This is a genomic window from Halomonas halophila, assembly GCF_030406665.1.
GTDB classification, from domain to species: Bacteria; Pseudomonadota; Gammaproteobacteria; order Pseudomonadales; family Halomonadaceae; genus Halomonas; species Halomonas halophila.
Genome location: NZ_CP129121.1, coordinates 3,218,690 through 3,235,007, shown reverse-complemented (window position 1 = coordinate 3,235,007; position 16,318 = coordinate 3,218,690). Strand labels below are relative to the sequence as shown.

14 protein-coding genes and 1 tRNA gene are annotated in these 16,318 nt (G+C 69.4%); 9 read left to right on the top strand and 6 right to left on the bottom strand.

From position 1 onward, the window contains the following. Positions 1 to 105: 105 nt before the first annotated feature. The 8 genes from QWG60_RS15170 to QWG60_RS15135 all read left to right on the top strand — a co-directional run bounded on the left by QWG60_RS15170 (position 106) and on the right by QWG60_RS15135 (position 7,699). Complete coding sequence (locus QWG60_RS15170; protein ID WP_052719240.1) at positions 106 to 591, top strand: NUDIX domain-containing protein; 486 nt, start codon at positions 106 to 108, stop codon at positions 589 to 591. Continuing rightward, positions 572 to 2,212 carry a phosphotransferase gene (locus QWG60_RS15165; protein WP_146910121.1) on the top strand — a complete coding sequence of 547 codons (1,641 nt, stop codon included), beginning with the start codon at positions 572 to 574 and terminating at the stop codon, positions 2,210 to 2,212. The genes QWG60_RS15170 and QWG60_RS15165 overlap by 20 nt, the downstream gene beginning before the upstream one ends. Further along, positions 2,205 to 3,098 (top strand): GAK system ATP-grasp enzyme, encoded by an 894-nt coding sequence (locus QWG60_RS15160; protein WP_046077783.1) that lies wholly within the window; start codon positions 2,205 to 2,207, stop codon positions 3,096 to 3,098. The genes QWG60_RS15165 and QWG60_RS15160 overlap by 8 nt, the downstream gene beginning before the upstream one ends. Further along, positions 3,095 to 4,195, top strand: coding sequence for an HprK-related kinase B (locus QWG60_RS15155; RefSeq protein WP_146910123.1), 1,101 nt, complete (start codon positions 3,095 to 3,097; stop codon positions 4,193 to 4,195). The genes QWG60_RS15160 and QWG60_RS15155 overlap by 4 nt, the downstream gene beginning before the upstream one ends. Before the next feature lie 2 nt (positions 4,196 to 4,197). Beyond that, complete coding sequence (locus tag QWG60_RS15150; RefSeq protein ID WP_186810094.1) at positions 4,198 to 5,175, top strand: NUDIX domain-containing protein; 978 nt, start codon at positions 4,198 to 4,200, stop codon at positions 5,173 to 5,175. Beyond that, positions 5,172 to 5,894, top strand: a complete 723-nt coding sequence (locus QWG60_RS15145; RefSeq protein ID WP_046077782.1) for a histidine phosphatase family protein — start codon at positions 5,172 to 5,174, stop codon at positions 5,892 to 5,894. The genes QWG60_RS15150 and QWG60_RS15145 overlap by 4 nt, the downstream gene beginning before the upstream one ends. 111 nt (positions 5,895 to 6,005) lie before the next feature. Next, on the top strand, positions 6,006 to 7,427 hold the full coding sequence (locus QWG60_RS15140; protein WP_146910125.1) for a metallophosphoesterase: 1,422 nt from the start codon (positions 6,006 to 6,008) through the stop codon (positions 7,425 to 7,427). After that, positions 7,424 to 7,699: an amphi-Trp domain-containing protein gene (locus QWG60_RS15135; protein WP_035596484.1), complete on the top strand. Its 276-nt coding sequence runs from the start codon at positions 7,424 to 7,426 to the stop codon at positions 7,697 to 7,699. The genes QWG60_RS15140 and QWG60_RS15135 overlap by 4 nt, the downstream gene beginning before the upstream one ends. A gap of 83 nt (positions 7,700 to 7,782) precedes the next feature. On the opposite strand, the gene QWG60_RS15130 is transcribed toward QWG60_RS15135, so the two are convergent. The 4 genes from QWG60_RS15130 to speB form a co-directional block, all read right to left on the bottom strand. Beyond that, a complete protein-coding gene (locus tag QWG60_RS15130) occupies positions 7,783 to 9,231 on the bottom strand; it encodes an aldehyde dehydrogenase family protein (RefSeq protein WP_146910127.1) in 1,449 nt (482 codons plus the stop codon). Between the two features lies 1 nt (position 9,232). Further along, the gene (locus QWG60_RS15125; protein ID WP_146910130.1) at positions 9,233 to 10,867 is read right to left on the bottom strand and encodes a 5-guanidino-2-oxopentanoate decarboxylase; all 1,635 of its coding nucleotides are present in this window, start codon (positions 10,865 to 10,867) and stop codon (positions 9,233 to 9,235) included. 49 nt (positions 10,868 to 10,916) lie between these two features. Further along, the gene (locus QWG60_RS15120; RefSeq protein ID WP_107182426.1) at positions 10,917 to 12,296 is read right to left on the bottom strand and encodes a YjiH family protein; all 1,380 of its coding nucleotides are present in this window, start codon (positions 12,294 to 12,296) and stop codon (positions 10,917 to 10,919) included. A 72-nt stretch (positions 12,297 to 12,368) separates the two neighbouring features. Then, positions 12,369 to 13,319 carry an agmatinase gene (gene speB, locus QWG60_RS15115; protein ID WP_107182425.1) on the bottom strand — a complete coding sequence of 317 codons (951 nt, stop codon included), beginning with the start codon at positions 13,317 to 13,319 and terminating at the stop codon, positions 12,369 to 12,371. A gap of 177 nt (positions 13,320 to 13,496) precedes the next feature. Here speB and QWG60_RS15110 point away from each other — a divergent pair, with 177 nt between their 5' ends. After that, entirely contained in the window at positions 13,497 to 14,918 is a 1,422-nt protein-coding gene (locus QWG60_RS15110) for a sigma-54 interaction domain-containing protein (protein WP_146910177.1), read from the top strand. A gap of 72 nt (positions 14,919 to 14,990) precedes the next feature. Here the strand turns inward: QWG60_RS15110 and QWG60_RS15105 are convergent. Together QWG60_RS15105 and ispB are read right to left on the bottom strand one after the other, a co-directional pair. After that, a tRNA-Pro gene (locus tag QWG60_RS15105) sits at positions 14,991 to 15,067 on the bottom strand. A gap of 105 nt (positions 15,068 to 15,172) precedes the next feature. Continuing rightward, positions 15,173 to 16,180 (bottom strand): octaprenyl diphosphate synthase, encoded by a 1,008-nt coding sequence (gene ispB, locus QWG60_RS15100; RefSeq protein ID WP_146910180.1) that lies wholly within the window; start codon positions 16,178 to 16,180, stop codon positions 15,173 to 15,175. Between the last annotated feature and the right edge of the window lie 138 nt (positions 16,181 to 16,318).

Below are 16,318 nucleotides of genomic sequence, written 5' to 3'. Positions count from 1 at the left end.
CTTTCGGCCACGGTGTCGCGGGCTTGAGTGGCGCGGGGCGTTGTCACAAATATGTCATATTTTTTGTGGCATGCTAACGATGTGTGACGTACGAGCGACTCGAACATGGCCGAGCTGATTCCCGGGGTGCGCAATTCGGCCAGAGCGCTGATCCTGCGCGACGAGCGCCTGCTTCTGCTGAGGAAGCAGGGCGACGTCTATGCCCTGCCCGGCGGCGGGCAGGACACCGGCGAATCCCTGGAGACCGCCCTGCAGCGGGAGTGCCGCGAGGAGATCGATACCGAGGTGCTGTCGCCGACCCTGGTGCGGGTCTGCGACTACGTCAAGCTCAAGCGCACCGAGCCGCCGCTGCGCCGACACCAGGTCGACTTCCTGTTTCTCGCGACCGTGCCCGATGACTACACGCCGCGTAGCGGTACGAGCCCCGACAAGCGCCAGCTCGAGGTGTGCTGGGTCGGGATCGATGCCCTTCCGCGGCTGGCGTTCTCTCCCTTCTATCTGGCCGATCTGCTGCCTCGCCTGGTGGGCGCCGGCGCGCTGCCGGCCGAACCACTCTATGCGGGCGAGTTCCATGACCCAGCGGATACCTGACAGCATCCAGGACAACCTGCGCTTTCTGTGCGTCGAGGTGGATTCCCAGCTGGCCAATCTCCAGGCCTTCTTTGCCACCCCGACCGCGGCCATCGCCCGGCGCGTCTCGGAGCGTGACGGCTATGCCCGCAACCTCAAGATGCGCATCCATGCCGACTGCGTCCGGCGGCTGTCGCGCAAGAAGACCGGCGAGGCGCGGCGGCGCATCCTGCGCAGCCTGGAGCTGGTGGCCACCGACCTGGACCGCCTCACCGAGCTGGCCCGCGAGAGCGTGCGCCAGCTGGTCGACGTCGACGATCCCGCGGCGCTGTCGCCGGAGGACTTCCCGCCGATGCTGGCGCTGGTGCGCTCCGGCGTGGCCATGGTCGAGGGCGCGGTCGCCGACAGCGACACCCAGCAGGCGCTGCAGATCGGCCGCCTCCAGGACACGCTGCACAAGCGCGTCCAGCAGCGGGTGGGCGACGGCGTCACCGCGCTCAAGCAGCGCGACAACAGCACCGAGGACCTGACCCGGGCGCTGTTCGTGGCCCAGACGATCCGCCAGATGGGCGACGTGCTGCTGCATCTCAGCGAGGTGATCATCTCGGCCAACCTGGGGCAGTCGATGAACTTCGAGCGCTATCGCTCGCTGCACTCGCTGGTCGAGGAGCTGGCCGATGGCGAGGACGAGGCCTTCAGCATGGCGCCCATCGCCGAGACCCGATCGGGCAGCAGCATCTCGGGCATCTCCACGGGCGATGACGACGACTACATGGCGATCTTCAAGGACGGCCTCAAGCGCAAGGTCAAGGAAGAGCGCCAGGGGGTCGAGAGCTGGCACGAGATCTATCCCGGCCTGGCGCCCAGGATCCTGTCCTACAAGAAGCGCGGCCAGTCGGCGGCGCTGCTGATCGAGCACCTGCCCGGCTTCACCTTCGAGCACATCCTGCTCAACGAGTCGCCCGAGCTGCTCGACGAGGCCCTCAAGCGGCTCACCCGCACGCTGAAGTCGGTGTGGCAGGAGACCCATACCGACACCCCGGTCGCCGCCGGCTACATGCAGCAGCTCGAGAAGCGCCTCGGCGAGGTCTACAAGATCCATCCCGAGTTCCGTAGCAGCGGCGCGACGGTGTGCGGCGTCGAGCTGCTCGGCTTCGATGCGCTGGTCGAGCGCGCCAGAGTCCGGGAGGCCGAGCTGGGTGCGCCGTTCTCGGTGTACATCCACGGCGACTTCAACGTCGACAACATCATCTACGACCCGCTCGAGCGGCGGATCAACTTCATCGACCTGCACCGCTCCAGCTACATGGACTACGTGCAGGACGTCTCGGTGTTCATGGTCTCCAACTATCGGCTGCAGATCATGGATGCCCCGCTGCGCCGTCGCATCATGGGCCTGGCCCAGGACTTCTATCGCACGGCGCGGCGCTATGCGACGTCCCGAGGCGACACCACCTTCGAGCTGAGGCTGGCGCTGGGGCTGGCGCGCTCCTTCGCCACCTCGACCCGTTTCATCCTCGACCAGTCGCTGGCCAGCCGCATGTTCCTGCGCGCGCGCTATCTGCTCGAGCTGGTCCTGGCGGCCGATCTGGAGAAGGCCGACCGTTTTCGTATTCCCATGAAGGAGATTTTCGTTGACTGACCCCAATCCCAGGATCGGCGTGGTGGGCATTCCCGGCAAGTGGTCCACCGAGGTGCTGGCCGACGCCATCGAGGCGCGGACCGGGTTTCGTGCGGTGATCGACCTTCAGCACATCAGCCTCGACCTGACCACCGGCCGCCTCGACCACCGGGGCCTGGATCTCGGCGAGCTGGACGCCCTGGTCGTGAAGAAGATCAGCGCCGAGTACAGCCCCGACAGCCTGGATCGCCTGGAGCTGTTGCGGGCGGCGGAGGCCCGGGGCGTGCGGGTGTTCAGCGGCGCCGAGAAGATGCTGCGGCTGATCAATCGCCTCAGCTGCACCCTCACCCTGCGCCACGCCGGCATCCCGATGCCGGAGACGGTCGTCACCGAGGACGTCGACAGCGCCTGCGAGGCCGTCCAGCGCTTCGGCGAGGCGGTCTTCAAGCCGCTGTTCTCGACCAAGGCCCGGGGCATGTGCGTGATCTCCGCCGGCCAGTCGCCGGAGGCGCTGCGCGCCGAGGTCGAGGCCTTCCGCCGCGACAATCCGATGATGTACCTGCAGCGCAAGGTCGAGCTGCCCGGCCGCGATCTGGGCATGGTGTTCGCCGGCGGGCGCTACCTCGGCACCTACGCCCGCGTGCCCCAGAGCGGCGACAGCTGGAACACCACCATCCACAGCGGCGGCCGCTACGAGGCCTATGCGCCCTCGGAGGCGCTGATCGACCTGGCCACTAGGGCCCAGGCGCCCTTCGGCCTGGACTTCACCACCGTGGACGTGGCCGAGACCCCGGACGGCCCGATCGTCTTCGAGGTGTCCGCCTTCGGCGGCTTCCGCGGCGCCCTGGAGGGCGCGGGTATCGACGCCGCCGGCGCCTACCTCGACCACGTGCTGAGCGAGCTATGAGCACCGCGAACGCCACGCCGGCGGCCCTGGCCGAGACGCTGATCGGTGAGGCCGAACTGCTCGAGCGTGCGCTGGTGCTCGACATGGGGCGGGCGACGCTGGCGATTCGCTCCAACTCGGCCGCGCTGCTCGATCGTCTCGGCGACTACTTCGCCCACTGCCTGGCGCCGGACGCGGCGGCGACGCTCGAGGTGGTCGTCATCGAGCGCGAGGCCCCCGCGCTGGACACCGCCTTCGTCGACTGGGCCCGCGAGCCGGGCAAGACCGGGCGCAAGGACAGCGTCCACGACCTGCCCGGCGGCCGGCTGGTGCGCAAGGTGCGCACCGGCATGGTGTTCCTGCAGAGCGCGCCGCACTGCATCGCGGCCGGGCCCTGCCTGGCCCACGACAACCAGGTGGTGAACTTCGTCATCGCCCAATACATGAATCACCTGCAGCGGGCGGACTGGCAGGTCTGCCACGCCGCGGCGCTGGTGCGCGACGGCCGGGCGCTGGCCATCGCCGCCTTCTCCGGCGGCGGCAAGTCCACCGCCATGCTGCACGCCCTGGAGCATCCCGCGACCGTCTTCCTGACCAACGACCGGCTGTTCCTCAAGCGCGAGGGCGGCGAGGTGCGGGCCGCCGGCGTGCCCAAGCAGCCGCGCATCAATCCCGGCACCGCGCTCCACAATCCCCGCCTCGAGACGCTGCTGCCGGTCGCGCGCCGGGATCAGCTGAGGGCGCTGCCGGCCGACGCGCTGTGGGAGCTGGAAGAGAAGCACGACGTGCCCGTCGCCGCGCGCTACGGTCCCGATCGCCTGACTGATGAGGCGACCCTGGGAGGCTTCGTGGTCCTCAACTGGCGCCGCGACGACGCGAGCCCGCCGCGGGTCGCCGCCGTGGATTTGACGCAGCGTCGCGACCTGCTGGCGGCGATCATGAAGTCGGCGGGGCCCTTCTATCAGCGTGCGGACGGCAGCTTCCTGGCCGACGACGAGCCCCTCGACGAGGCCGCCTACCTGGACGTGCTGGCCGGCGTGCCGGTGTTCGAGGTCAGCGGCGGCATCGACTTCAATGCCCTGGTGGCGGGGCATCTCATTCCCCTGCTGGAGGGCTAGCCATGTCTCGCGAGCTGCTGTTGCTGCGCCACGGCAAGTCCGACGGGTCGGTGCCGGTTGACGATCTCGAGCGGCCGCTGAAGAAGCGCGGCAAGCTCGGCGCCCAGCGCATGGGCGCCTGGCTGGCCGAGCAGGGGCGGGTGCCGCAGCGCATCCTGACCTCGCCCGCCGAGCGCGCCCGGGCCACCGCCGAGAAGTGCGCCAAGGCCATGGGGCTGACCGCCGAGGCCGTGACGCTGGAGCCGGCGCTCTACGAGGGCGATCCCGAGGCGCTGGCGCACGTGGTGGCGCGCTGCCCGGACGATATCTCGCGGCTGATGGTGGTCGGCCACAACCCCGGGCTGGAGGAATTCCTCGACTGGCTCTCGCCCGAACCGCTTCCCGACGCGGAAGACGGCAAGCGACTGCCCACCGCGGCGCTGGCGCGCCTCGGCCTGGACGTCGCCTGGGCGTCGCTCGCCGCCGGCGGGGCGCGGCTGCTCGAGCTACAGCGCCCGAAGGTGCTGCCCGAGGGCTTTCCCTTCCCGTTTCCCGACGGCGCCGAGCGGCGCGAGCGGCCGGCCTACTACTACACCCAGTCCGCGGTGCTGCCCTATCGCTGGCGCGATGGCGCACTTGAGGTGCTGCTGATCGGCTCGAGCAGCAATCGCCACTGGAGCCTGCCCAAGGGCATCGTCGAACCGGGGCTTTCCCCCAAGGCCTCGGCGCTCAAGGAGGCGGGCGAGGAGGCCGGCATCAGCGGCGCGATCGCCGCCGTGGCGCCGGGCCACTATCGCCAGGCCAAGTGGGGCGCGACCTGTGAGGTGGCGCTGTTCGCCATGCGCGTCGACGCCGAGCAGCCGCAGCATGACCGCGAGGAGCCGCACCGTACCCGGCGCTGGTTCGCGCCCGAGGAGGCCGCCGCGGCGGTCAAGGGCGAGGCGCTGGCGAGCGAGCTGCGCGCGCTGGCGGCGCGTCTCCAGTCGGGAGGCGCGTCATGACAAATCGCACGCCCCGCACCATCGCGGCGCTGATCCGCCATGGTGACTATCACCAGCTGGCCGATACGCCGAGCGCCCACCAGCCCTTCCCGCTGACCGAGCGTGGGGAAGTCCAGGCCGCCGAGGCCGGTCTCGCGCTGGCGCAGACCCTGGCCGCCGAAGGCTGGCGCCTGGCCGAGACCATCGATGCCTCGCGCCTGCTGCGGGCCTGGCAGACCGCCGAGGGCCTCAAAGCGGCGCTTTCCTCGGCCGGCGTGCCGTGCGAGGCGGCGCCGCGGGTCGAGAGCTTCTCCGCCCTGGCCGAGCGCGGGCTGGGCTGCGCGGCGAACCTGACCGCGGCGCAGATCGCCGAGGTGGTCGCGGCGGACCCGCGCTGCGGCGAGCTGCCGGCGGACTGGAAGTCGAACAGCCACTTCCGCCTGCCGCTGCCCGGGGCGGAGTCGCTGATGGAGGCCGGCGAGCGCGTCGCCGAGCATCTCGAGTCGCGCATGGCCGCGCTGTCGGCGCAGGCCGGTCAGGACACGCTCAAGGTCTTCGTCGGCCACGGGGCCTCCTTCCGCCACGCCGCCCATCGACTCGGCGTGCTGGCCTTCGACGACATCGCCCGGCTGAGCATGTATCACGCCGCGCCGGTCTACCTGGAGCGCGATGCCCACGGCCGCTGGCATCATGTCGGCGGACGCTGGAAGGTGAGGGGCGGCGATGGCTACCACGACTAGCCCAGGCGCACCGGGGCGTCATCGAACCGTCACCTCGAGGTCATAGGCTGGCTCGTTCCCGCTTTCTCCTTCCCTGCTTTCTTCTTCCCTTCTTTCTCCAGGAGCCCGCACATGGCGAGTGGTCAGGCCCGTTCCGAGACATCCGGCGTGAATGTCGGCGATGAGGGCCGCGGTGTTCCCCGCGGCTTTCCCCGCTACAAGGGACCGTCGTGGCTGACCGAGGCGCTGCCGACCACCGCGGAGCCCTGGGTGCCGGGCGGGCGCAACGCCCAGGCGCGGGGCGGCAGTTCGCCGGCGGTGGTCACCCGCCTGCTGCGCCGCGCGGTGTCGCATCGCCCCTGGGCCTGGCCCGAGCGTCGGGTCTTCTTCATCTCCGACCCGCACGCCGATGCGCAGGCCTTCGTGGGCTCGCTGGTGGCCTCGGGCGGCGTGAAGCAGACCGGGCCGGGCCTTGACGAGATCCGCCTGACCAAGCGCGGCCGCAAGGGCGCCTTCGTGATCGGCGGCGACTGCCTGGACAAGGGGCCCAGCAACCTGACGCTGCTGCGCAGCCTGCGCCGGCTGATGGACAGCGGCGCCCGGGTGACGCTGCTGGCGGGCAACCATGACATGCGCCTGCTGATGGGGCTGATGGCCCTGGAGCACGAGCGCTCGCCGCGCACCGAGCACCTCTTCGTGCGCATGGGCAGCAAGGCCATCCCGCTGCTCAAGGAGGTGTACGCCGAGTACCTGGCCGGCAAGAAGAAGCCGCTGGCCGGCGTCCCGGGCAGGAAGGGCTGCCGGCGGCGGCTGTTTCCCGACGAGGGCTGGTTCGAGGCCTTCCCGGCCATGGCCCGGGAGCAGATGAGCGACAAGGCCATCGAGCGAGAGCTCGCCCGGCTGCGCAAGAAGGTGGCGAACTTCGAGGCCGCCTGCGAGAAGGCCGGCTTGACGCTGCGCCAGGTTTACGCCGCGTCGCAGGTGCTGTGCGCGCTGTTCCTGCGCCCGGAGGGCGAGTTCGCCTGGTTCTTCGAGGCCATGCGGCTCGCCCACCGGGAGGGTTCCTTCCTGTTCGTGCACGCCGGGCTGGACGACAGCACCGCTCGCCTGATCGAGGACGAAGGCGTCGAGGCGTTGAACCGGCGCTTCTCCGAGCAGGTGCTCGAGGATCCCTTCGGGTTCTACTATGGGCCGCTGGCCAACACCCTGCGCACCAAGTATCGCAAGGTCGATTTTCCCCTGACCGAACACGGCGTCGACCGCGTCTATCGCCAGGGCATCCACGCCGTGGTGCACGGCCATATCAACCTCACCGCCGGACAGCGCCTGATGATTCGCCGCGGCATGCTGCACATCGAGGGCGACATCACCCTGGACCGCAACTCGCGTCGCAAGGAAGGGCTCGAGGGGCATGGCATGGGCGTGACCATCATCGACCCGGCGGGCCGGGTGATCGGCATCAGCAACGACTATCCGCATGCCAAGGTCTTCGAACCGGAGCGCTACCTCGAGAGGCGGCGTGCGGCCACCCAGAAGAAGGCAAGACCATCATGAAGACCGAGAAGAGCCTCTTCCGGCACGAATCGCTACAGAGCATCAAGGGCGCCCAGGAGATCCTCAAGGCGATCACCAAGGGGTTGGCCAAGGGTGTGCTGTCGTTCTCGGACGACGAAGGCGAGATCCGCCTCGCGCCCAAGGGGCTGATCAATCTCAAGATCACCGCGCGCAAGGAAGACGACTATCACCGCCTGGATATCCGCCTCTCCTGGCAGGCCAACGACGGCAAGGCGAAGAAGTCGACGCTGAAGGTCGGCCACGACGAGTAGGGATCGTCTTTCCTGAAACGCTTTGAGACGACGACGCCCTGGCCAGGCGGCCGGGGCGTCGTGTATTGCATGGCAGGGCCGATTCAGCCCGCCGGTCCGATCAGGTGCTTGACCTCCAGGTAGCCCGCCAGCCCCCAGGGGCCCAGCTCGCGGCCGATGCCGCTGATGCCGAAGCCGCCCCAGCTCGCCTCCGGCAGCACCAGCTGCTCGCTGTTGAACCAGATGCTGCCGGCCCGTAGCGCGCGGCCGACGCGGCGGGCGCGGTCGGCGTCGCCCGAGATCACGGTGGCGGCGAGGCCGAAGGCGGAGTCATTGGCCAGCGCGATCGCCTCGGCGTCGCTGTCGACGCTGCGGGCGCACAGCACCGGGCCGAAGACCTCCTCCCGCCACAGTCGGCTGCCGACGGGCACATCGCGATACAGGGTCGGCGCGACGAATTCGCCTTGGGCGGGCAGCTCGCGGTGCCGGGCGTCGCGCACCGCGATAAGCCCCTCCTCGGCGGCGATGGACAGGTAGCCTTCCACGGCCTCGCGCTGCCGCGCGCTGGTCATCGGGCCCATGTCGGTATCGTCGGCCAGCGGATCGCCCAGGCGGATGGTATCGATGCGCGTGGCCAGCGCCGCATAGAGCGCGTCGGCCAGCGATGCGTGCACGATCAGCCGCGAGGTCGCCGAGCAGATCTGCCCGCTGTTGAAGTAGATGCCGGCCATCACCCAGTCGGCGGCGGCCTCGACCTCGGCGTCGTCCAGCACCAGGATCGGCGACTTGCCGCCGAGTTCGAGCGAGACGCCCCGGGTGCCGTCAGCGGCGGCGCGCATGACCTTCTCGCCCACGGCGTTGCTGCCGGTGAAGGACAGCTTGTCGATGCCGGGATGGGCGGTGAGCGGCGCGCCGATGCCCTCGCCGTCGCCGTGCACCAGGTTGATGACCCCGGCCGGGAGGCCGATCTCGAGGGCGATCTCGGCCACGGCCTGCTCGGGCAGCGGCGTGATCTCGGAGGGCTTGAACACCACCGTGCAGCCGGCGGCCAGCGCCGGGGCGATCTTCCAGGCGCTGGTGACCAGCGGGAAGTTCCAGGGCGTGATCAGGCCGACCACGCCGGCCGGGTCCTCGTAGGTGCGGGCCTCGATGCCGTCCATGCCATGCTCGACCAGGCGCCCCTGGCGGGCCTCCAGGGCCCGGGCCTGGCCGGCGTAGTAGCGATAGCAGGCGATGGCATCGTCGAGATCGATGGCGGTCTCGGCCAGGGCCTTGCCGTTGTTGGTGGAAGACAGCCGCATCAGCGCCTCGCGGCGCTCGACGAGGGCGTCGGCGAAGGCCTCGAGGTAGACCGCCCGACGCTCGCCGCCCAGCGCCTGCCAGGCGGGCAGGGCACGGCGTGCGGCGCCCACCGCGGCGTCGACGTCGGCCGGGTCGCCGGCGGTGACCTCGGCGATCGTCTCCTGGCGGTAGGGATCGGTCACCGGCAGGCGGCGCTCGCTGCGGCTCGCGATCCAGTGGTTGTCGATGAACTGCTGGGTGAGTCGTTGCATGTCAGGCTCCAGGTCCGAATTCAGGCGAGGCGGCGCGAGCCCAGGCCGCGGCGTCGACTTCGATCAGCAGCGGACCGTCGGCGGGGCGGCTGGACAGCGCCTGGGCCAGCTCCGCGGGGGCGGCGACGCGGGTGGCGGCACAGCCGAAGCCGCGGGCCACGGTGAGGAAGTCCGGGGCCTGGAGGTCGACGCCGAGGCGGGTGACGCCGGCGTCGTCCATGAAGCGGCGGATCTCCTCGTAGCCCTGGTTGTGCCACAGCAGGATCACTACCGGCAGGCGTTCCTCCACCGCGCAGGCCAGCTCCGGCAGGGTGAACATCACGCCGCCGTCGCCGACCAGGGCCACCACCGGCAGGTCGGGGCGGGCGAGGCTGGCGCCGAGCGCCGCCGGCAGGCCGTAGCCGAGGGTGCCGTAGCCGGTGGAAGCGTTGAAGAAGCGCCGCGGGGCCGGCTGGGCGACCAGGTGGTTGGCCGCGTAGGTGGTGGCGCAGGAATCGCCGACCAGGATCGCCTCGGGCAGGGCCTCGCGCAGGGTGTCGAACAGCGGCACATAGGCGGCAAAGGCCGGGTCCTCGGCGAGCCCCATCGCCTCATGGGCGGCCCGTGTACGCTCGGCGCCGCCACGGTTCAGCCGGGTTCCTTTGAAGTGCGACGCCAGGGCCGCGAGGGCCTGGCCGGCGTCGGCCACCAGGGCCAGGTCGGCGGCCTGGTTGCGGGCCAGCTGCTGGGGATCCACGTCGATGCGGATCAGTCGGCCGTCGAGCGTGAAGCCGTCGTCGAACACCACGTCGTAGTCGGTCTCGCCGAGCTCGGTGCCGATGGCCAGCACCACGTCGGCGTCCCGTGCCAGCTCGCGCACCGCCGGCAGCGAGGCGTTGGCGCCCAGGTCCAGCGGATGGTCGCGGCCGAGCAGTCCCTTGGCGTTGATGGTGGTGACGGCGGGGGCATCGAGCGCCTCGACCAGCGCGCGAGCGGCCTCGGGGGCGGCCACGCTGCCGCCGCCGAGCAGCACCAGCGGGCGTGCGGCATCTGCCAGCCAGGCGCCTGCTTCGGCGATGGCCACGGGATCCGGCGCGGCCTTGGCCAGTGCCGCTCGCTGCCAGTGCCGCGGCGTGCGGACCGGGGCATCGAACAGATCGATGGGAATCTCGAGATGCACAGGCCCCGGCCGTGCGCCTTCGAATACCGCGAAGGCCCGGGCCAGCGTTTCGGGCAGGCCCTCGGGGTCGAGCAGGGTGTGGCTGAAGCGGGCGACCCCGGCGATCAGCTGCTGCTGGCTCGGCAGTTCATGCAGCCGGCCCTGCCCGCGACCCAGGGTGTCGCGGCGATTGACGCTGGAGATCACCAGCATCGGCACCGAGTCGGCCAGCGCCTGACCCATGGCGGTGGCGATGTTGGTCATGCCGGGCCCGGTGATGATGAAGCACACCCCGGGCTTGCCGGTGGCGCGGGCGTAGCCGTCGGCCATGAAGCCGGCGCCCTGCTCGTGGCGCGGCGTGACATGGCGGATGCCGCTGCCCTCGCCGCCGGCGAGGCCGCGGTAGAGCTCAACGGTATGCACGCCGGGGATCCCGAACACGGTGTCCACCCCGTAGGTGTCGCGCAGCAGGCGAATCAGCAGGTCGGCGCAGGTCATGGGCGTTTCTCTCTCAGGATTCAGGCTCTCGCGGTTCATGGGGATCGTCTCAGCCCACCAGCCAATGGCCCATGAACACGATGATCGGAAGGGTGATGGCGGTGCGCAGCAGGAAGATCACCACCAGCTCCCACAGCTTGAGCGGGATCTTCGATTTCAGCAGCAGGGCGCCGATCTCGGACATGTAGATCAGCTGGGTCAGCGACAGGCAGGCGATCACGAAGCGGGTCAGCTCGCTCTCGATGTCGCTGGCCAGCACCGCCGGCAGGAACATGTCGGCGAAGCCCACCAGGGTGGCGGGGGCGGCGGCCTCGGCCTCGGGGATCCGCATCCATTCCAGCACCGGCACCATGGGCGCGGAGAGCCAGGTGAACAGCGGCGTGAATTCGGCCAGCACCAGCGCCACGGTGCCGATGGCGATCACCAGCGGCAGCAGGCCGAGGAAGATGTCGGCGACGTTGAACAGCGCGATGCGTGCCAGCTTGAGCGGACCCGGGGCGGTCTCGGCACGTGCCACGGCCATGCCCAGGCTGTAGCGCAGCAGGCTCTGGTCGCCGGTGTTTTCTTCCTGAATCTGGCAGCCTACTGGCTCGTGGTAGGCGTTCGACTTGCGCGACAGCGGCGGCAGGCGCGGCACGATGACGGCGGCGACCAGGCCGGCGACCACCACGGTCAGGTAGAAGGGCACGAACAGGTGGTTGATGCCGATGAAGCTGGTGACCAGCAGGGCGAAGGCGATCGAGACGATGGAGAAGTTGGTGGCGATCGCCGAGGCCTCGCGGGCGTTGTAGTAGCCCTGCTCGTACTGCTGGGTGGTGATCAGCACGCCCACGGTGCCGGATCCCATCCAGGAGGCGGTGGCATCGATGGCGCTGCGCCCGGGCAGGCCGAAGATCTTGCGGAAGGGCGTGCGCACCAGACTGCCGATGAACTCCATGAAGCCGAAGTCGACCAGGAAGGGCAGCAGGATGGCGGCGAAGAAGAAGAAGGTCAGCAGTACCGGGGCCAGGTCGTTGAGCATCACGCCCCCGGTGAAGGAGGCGGTGACCGCCTCCGGGCCGACCTGGAAGTAGGTCATCAGCGCGAACGCCGCGCCCAGCACGCGCATGATCACCCACAGAGGCGCCACGTCGAACAGCTCGTGCAGGGCGCCCTCGCGGGCCCAGGCGGGCCGAGTCAGCTTGACCGTCAGCGTCAGCGCTACGGACAGGCACAGCACGACCGTGGCGATGGTCGGCAGGGCATCGCCGAGCAGCGCCTTGAGGCCGTCGGCCATCAGGCCCATGCCGATGTTGATGGTGTCGCCGGTGGAGAAGGGCACCAGGAACAGGCCGATGCCCAGCAGAGAGGGGATCAGGAACTTCAGCAGTCCGGCGCGGCTCAGCGGTGCCGCGCGACTGGCCAGTTGGGTGTCGAAGGAGTTGGCCATGGGGTTTCCCTATTGATCTTGTAATGGGTAGAACCCGGCCCCGGGGGGGGGGGGGGGCCGGGTCGGGTCGGCTCAGTCGCGGTGTATCACGCCGGGCAGCACGCAGAGCATCTCGTAGAGCAGGGTGGCGCCCATCAGCGCGGTGTTGCCGCTGGTGTCATAGGGGGGCGAGACCTCGACCAGGTCGCCGCCGACGACGTTGAGGCCCGCCGCGCCGCGCACGATCTCCAGCCCCTGCTGGGCGGTGAGGCCGCCCATCTCGACGGTGCCGGTGCCGGGGGCGACCGAGGGGTCCAGGCCGTCGATGTCGAAGGAGATGTACACCGGGCCGTCGCCCATCTGCTCGCGCACTTCGGCCATCAGCGGCGCCAGCGACTTGTACCAGCACTGCTCGGCGGTCACGACGCGGAAACCCTGGTCGCGGCACCAGTCGAAGTCGTCGGCGGCGTAGCCGGTGCCGCGCAGGCCGATCTGCACCACGCGGTTGCTGTCCAGCAGGCCCTCTTCCTGGGCGCGGCGGAAGGGGCAGCCGTGGGCGATTTCCTCGCCGAACATGTGCTCGTTGACGTCGGCGTGGGCATCGATGTGAATCAGGCCGACCGGGCCGTGCTTCCTGGCGATGGCGCGCAGCAGCGGCCAGGTCAGGGTGTGGTCGCCGCCCATCGTCAAGGGCACGCAGTCGTGAGACAGCACCTCGTCGTAGAAGCCGGTGATGATGTCGAGGTTCTTGGGCAGGTTGAAGGTGTTGATCGCCACGTCGCCGATGTCGGCGACCTGCAGGCTGTCGAAGGGCGCGGCGCGGGTGGCCATGTTGTAGGGGCGAAGCATGCGCGACTCGTCGCGGATCTGGCGCGGCCCCAGGCGTGTGCCGGGGCGGTTGGAGGCGCCGATGTCCATGGGCACGCCGATGAAGGCGGCATCGAGCCCGGCGGCGCTGTCCTGGGTGGGCAGGCGCATCATGGTGGCGGGGCCGCCGAAGCGTGGCATCTCGTTGCCGCCGAGGGGCTGGTTAAAGTCGCTCATTGGGGCTCCATATCATTGGGGTTGTTCATCGTTACCTTAAGCATGAAACGTGCCACTTTTTAACTAGCTGATATTGTTGGAGGTTTAGAGTGTGTTGATTCATTTCTGGATCGCTGGCACCGTGGCCGTGATACATTGGTGAATCGCGCGATTCATTTATGCATCACGGGGCCTTCCATGAGCGAACTCGACAGCTGCATCCTGCAGACCATCATCGACACCGCCCACGATCACTTCTTCGTGGTGGATACCGAGGGGCGGGTCTGCGAGGTCAGCCCGGCCGCGGCGGCGGTCTATGGCATGTCTCGTGAGGAACTGTGCGCCACTACCGTGCAGCAGCTCGAGGCCGAAGGCGTACTGAAGCCCTCGATCAGCCTGGAGGTCATCCGCACCGGCAAGCCGGCCCAGCTGATGCAGGTGACCGGCACCGGACGGCGGGTGATCGCGCAGGCGCATCCGGTGTTTCAGGGCGGCCAGCTGGTGGCGGTGGTCAGCCGGTCGATGGACCTGACCGACCTGCAGATGCTCCAGGAAGAGTATGCGTTGCTGCAGCGTCGCTTCAGCGAGCATCTCATGCGTGGCGGCGGCGCCGAGGAGCCCGGTCTGGACGTCGACCTGGGCGAGCTCGAGGTGCGTAGCCGGGTGATGCGCGAGGTGGCGCTGCTGCTGCAGCGGGTGGCGCCGACCGACGCCACGGTGCTGATGCTTGGCGAGTCGGGCGTCGGCAAGACCGCCTTCGCCCGCCAGCTGCACCGCTGGAGCGCGCGCGGCGATGGGCCCTTCATCGACGTCAATTGCGGCGCCATTCCGGAGAGCCTGTTCGAGTCGGAGATGTTCGGCTATCGACATGGTGCCTTCAGCGGTGCCGCGCCGGGGGGCAAGGCGGGTCTCCTGGAGCAGGCCGAGGGCGGGACCCTGTTCCTCGATGAGATCGGCGAGCTGCCGCTGGCGATGCAGACCAAGCTGCTCAAGACCATCCAGGACGGCAGCGTGACCCGGCTGGGCGATACGCGGGCCAGGCGCATCGACTTCCGGCTGGTGGTGGCGACCAACCAGGACCTGGCCCGGCGGGTCGAGGAGGGGGCGTTCCGCCTCGATCTCTACTATCGCCTCAACGTCATCCCCGTCACCCTGCCGCCGCTGCGCGAGCGCCGCGAGGACATCCCCGGCCTGGTCGAGCGCCAGCTGAAGCGTCTCAATGCCCGCTATGGGCGTGACAAGCTGATCGGGCGTGACGTCTGGCAGGAGCTGATGGGGCGGGACTGGCCGGGCAACGTGCGAGAGCTCGAGAACTGGCTGGAGCGGGCCTGGCTGTCGGCCGGGGAGGATATCATTCGTGGCGAGCGGGCGGCCGCGGAATGGCCGGCGGCGCTGCCCGAGACGGAGCCGGAGCGGAGCACCGAGGGGAAGGCCGGCGCCGCGCTGCTCGAAGGGGAGTCGCTCAAGGCCATGCTGGCGCGCACCGAGCGCGCCGTCCTCGCCGAGCTGTGCGGCGAGCTGTCTTCCACTTATGCAATGGCCGAGCGGCTCGGCATCAGCCAGCCCAGCGTGGTGCGCAAGCTTCGTCAGCATGGGCTGCGGATCGGGCAGTGGGGGTAATGAAACAAGCCGAGGGAAACGAAAAACGCCCACCGCTCGATTGAGCTAAGTGGGCGTTTTTACTGATGTCCTTGGTCGGAGTAGCAGGATTCGAACCTACGACCTCTGCCTCCCGAAGGCAGCGCTCTACCAAGCTGAGCTATACTCCGATGCCTGCCGTGTCTCTCGGCGACGGATGAGTATTATACGTAGGCGAAGACGGAATGCAAGCCCTTCTTTTACTTCTCCGTCTTCGCCGATCTCCGGCCTCGGGCTCAGTTGCGGCGTTCCACCGCCAGGCGGGCCAGTTCGGCCATGCTGTTGCGGTAGGGGGAGTCGGGCAGGGCATCCAGCTGGGCCAGGGCCTTGGCGGACATCTCCTCGGCCTTGGCGCGGGTGTACTCCAGCGCGCCGGTCTCGCCGACGATGGCCAGCACCTCGTCGAGGCGCTCGAGGCCGCCCTGGCGGATGGCCTGACGGACCACCTTGGCCTGCTCGGCGGTGCCGGCGGCCATGGCCTGGATCAGTGGCAGGGTCGGCTTGCCCTCGGCCAGGTCGTCGCCGACGTTCTTGCCCATCGCCTCGGCGTCGCCCTGGTAGTCGAGCAGGTCGTCGACCAGCTGGAAGGCCAGGCCCAGGTAGCGGCCGTACAGGCGCAGCGCGTCTTCCTGCTCGGGCGTGGCACCGGCGAGCAGGGCGCCGCTGTGGGAGGCCGCCTCGAACAGCATGGCGGTCTTGCCCTGAATGGTCTCGAAGTAGGCGGCCTCGTCCACGTCGGGGTTGCCGACGTTGGTCAGCTGCTGGACCTCGCCCTCGGCGATGGTGCAGGTGGCGGCGGAGAGCACTTCCATGATCCGCATCGAGCCCACGTCGACCATCATCTGGAACGAGCGTGAATAGAGGAAGTCGCCGACCAGCACCGAAGGCGCGTTGCCCCAGGCATCGTTGGCGGTGGCCTTGCCGCGGCGCATGTGGGATTCGTCTACCACGTCGTCGTGCAGCAGGGTCGAGGTGTGCATGAACTCGATCAGCGTGGCCAGGGTGATGTGGCGGTCGCCCTCGACGCCCAGCGAGCGGGCGGCCAGCAGCACCAGCAGCGGGCGCAGGCGCTTGCCGCCGCTGTCGATGATGTACTGCCCGATGGTCTCCACCAGCGGCACCTTGGAGGCGAGCTGTTCGAGGATGGTGCGGTTGACGGCGGCGAAGTCCTCGGCGACGACGGCATGGATGGGCGAGGCGGGGACGGCGTTCTCGAGCTGTGGCGACGAAGGGTTGGCTGACATGAAGGCGGCATCGACGAAGTGGTGGGGGCGGCGGGCGGCATCCGTGCGCGATGCCCCTGGCGCCGGCCTGGGAGTGAGGGTCATGCTATGGGGCCCCCCTTGGGGCGTCAAGGCGCGCGCCCGCGCTGGTGCTCGGGC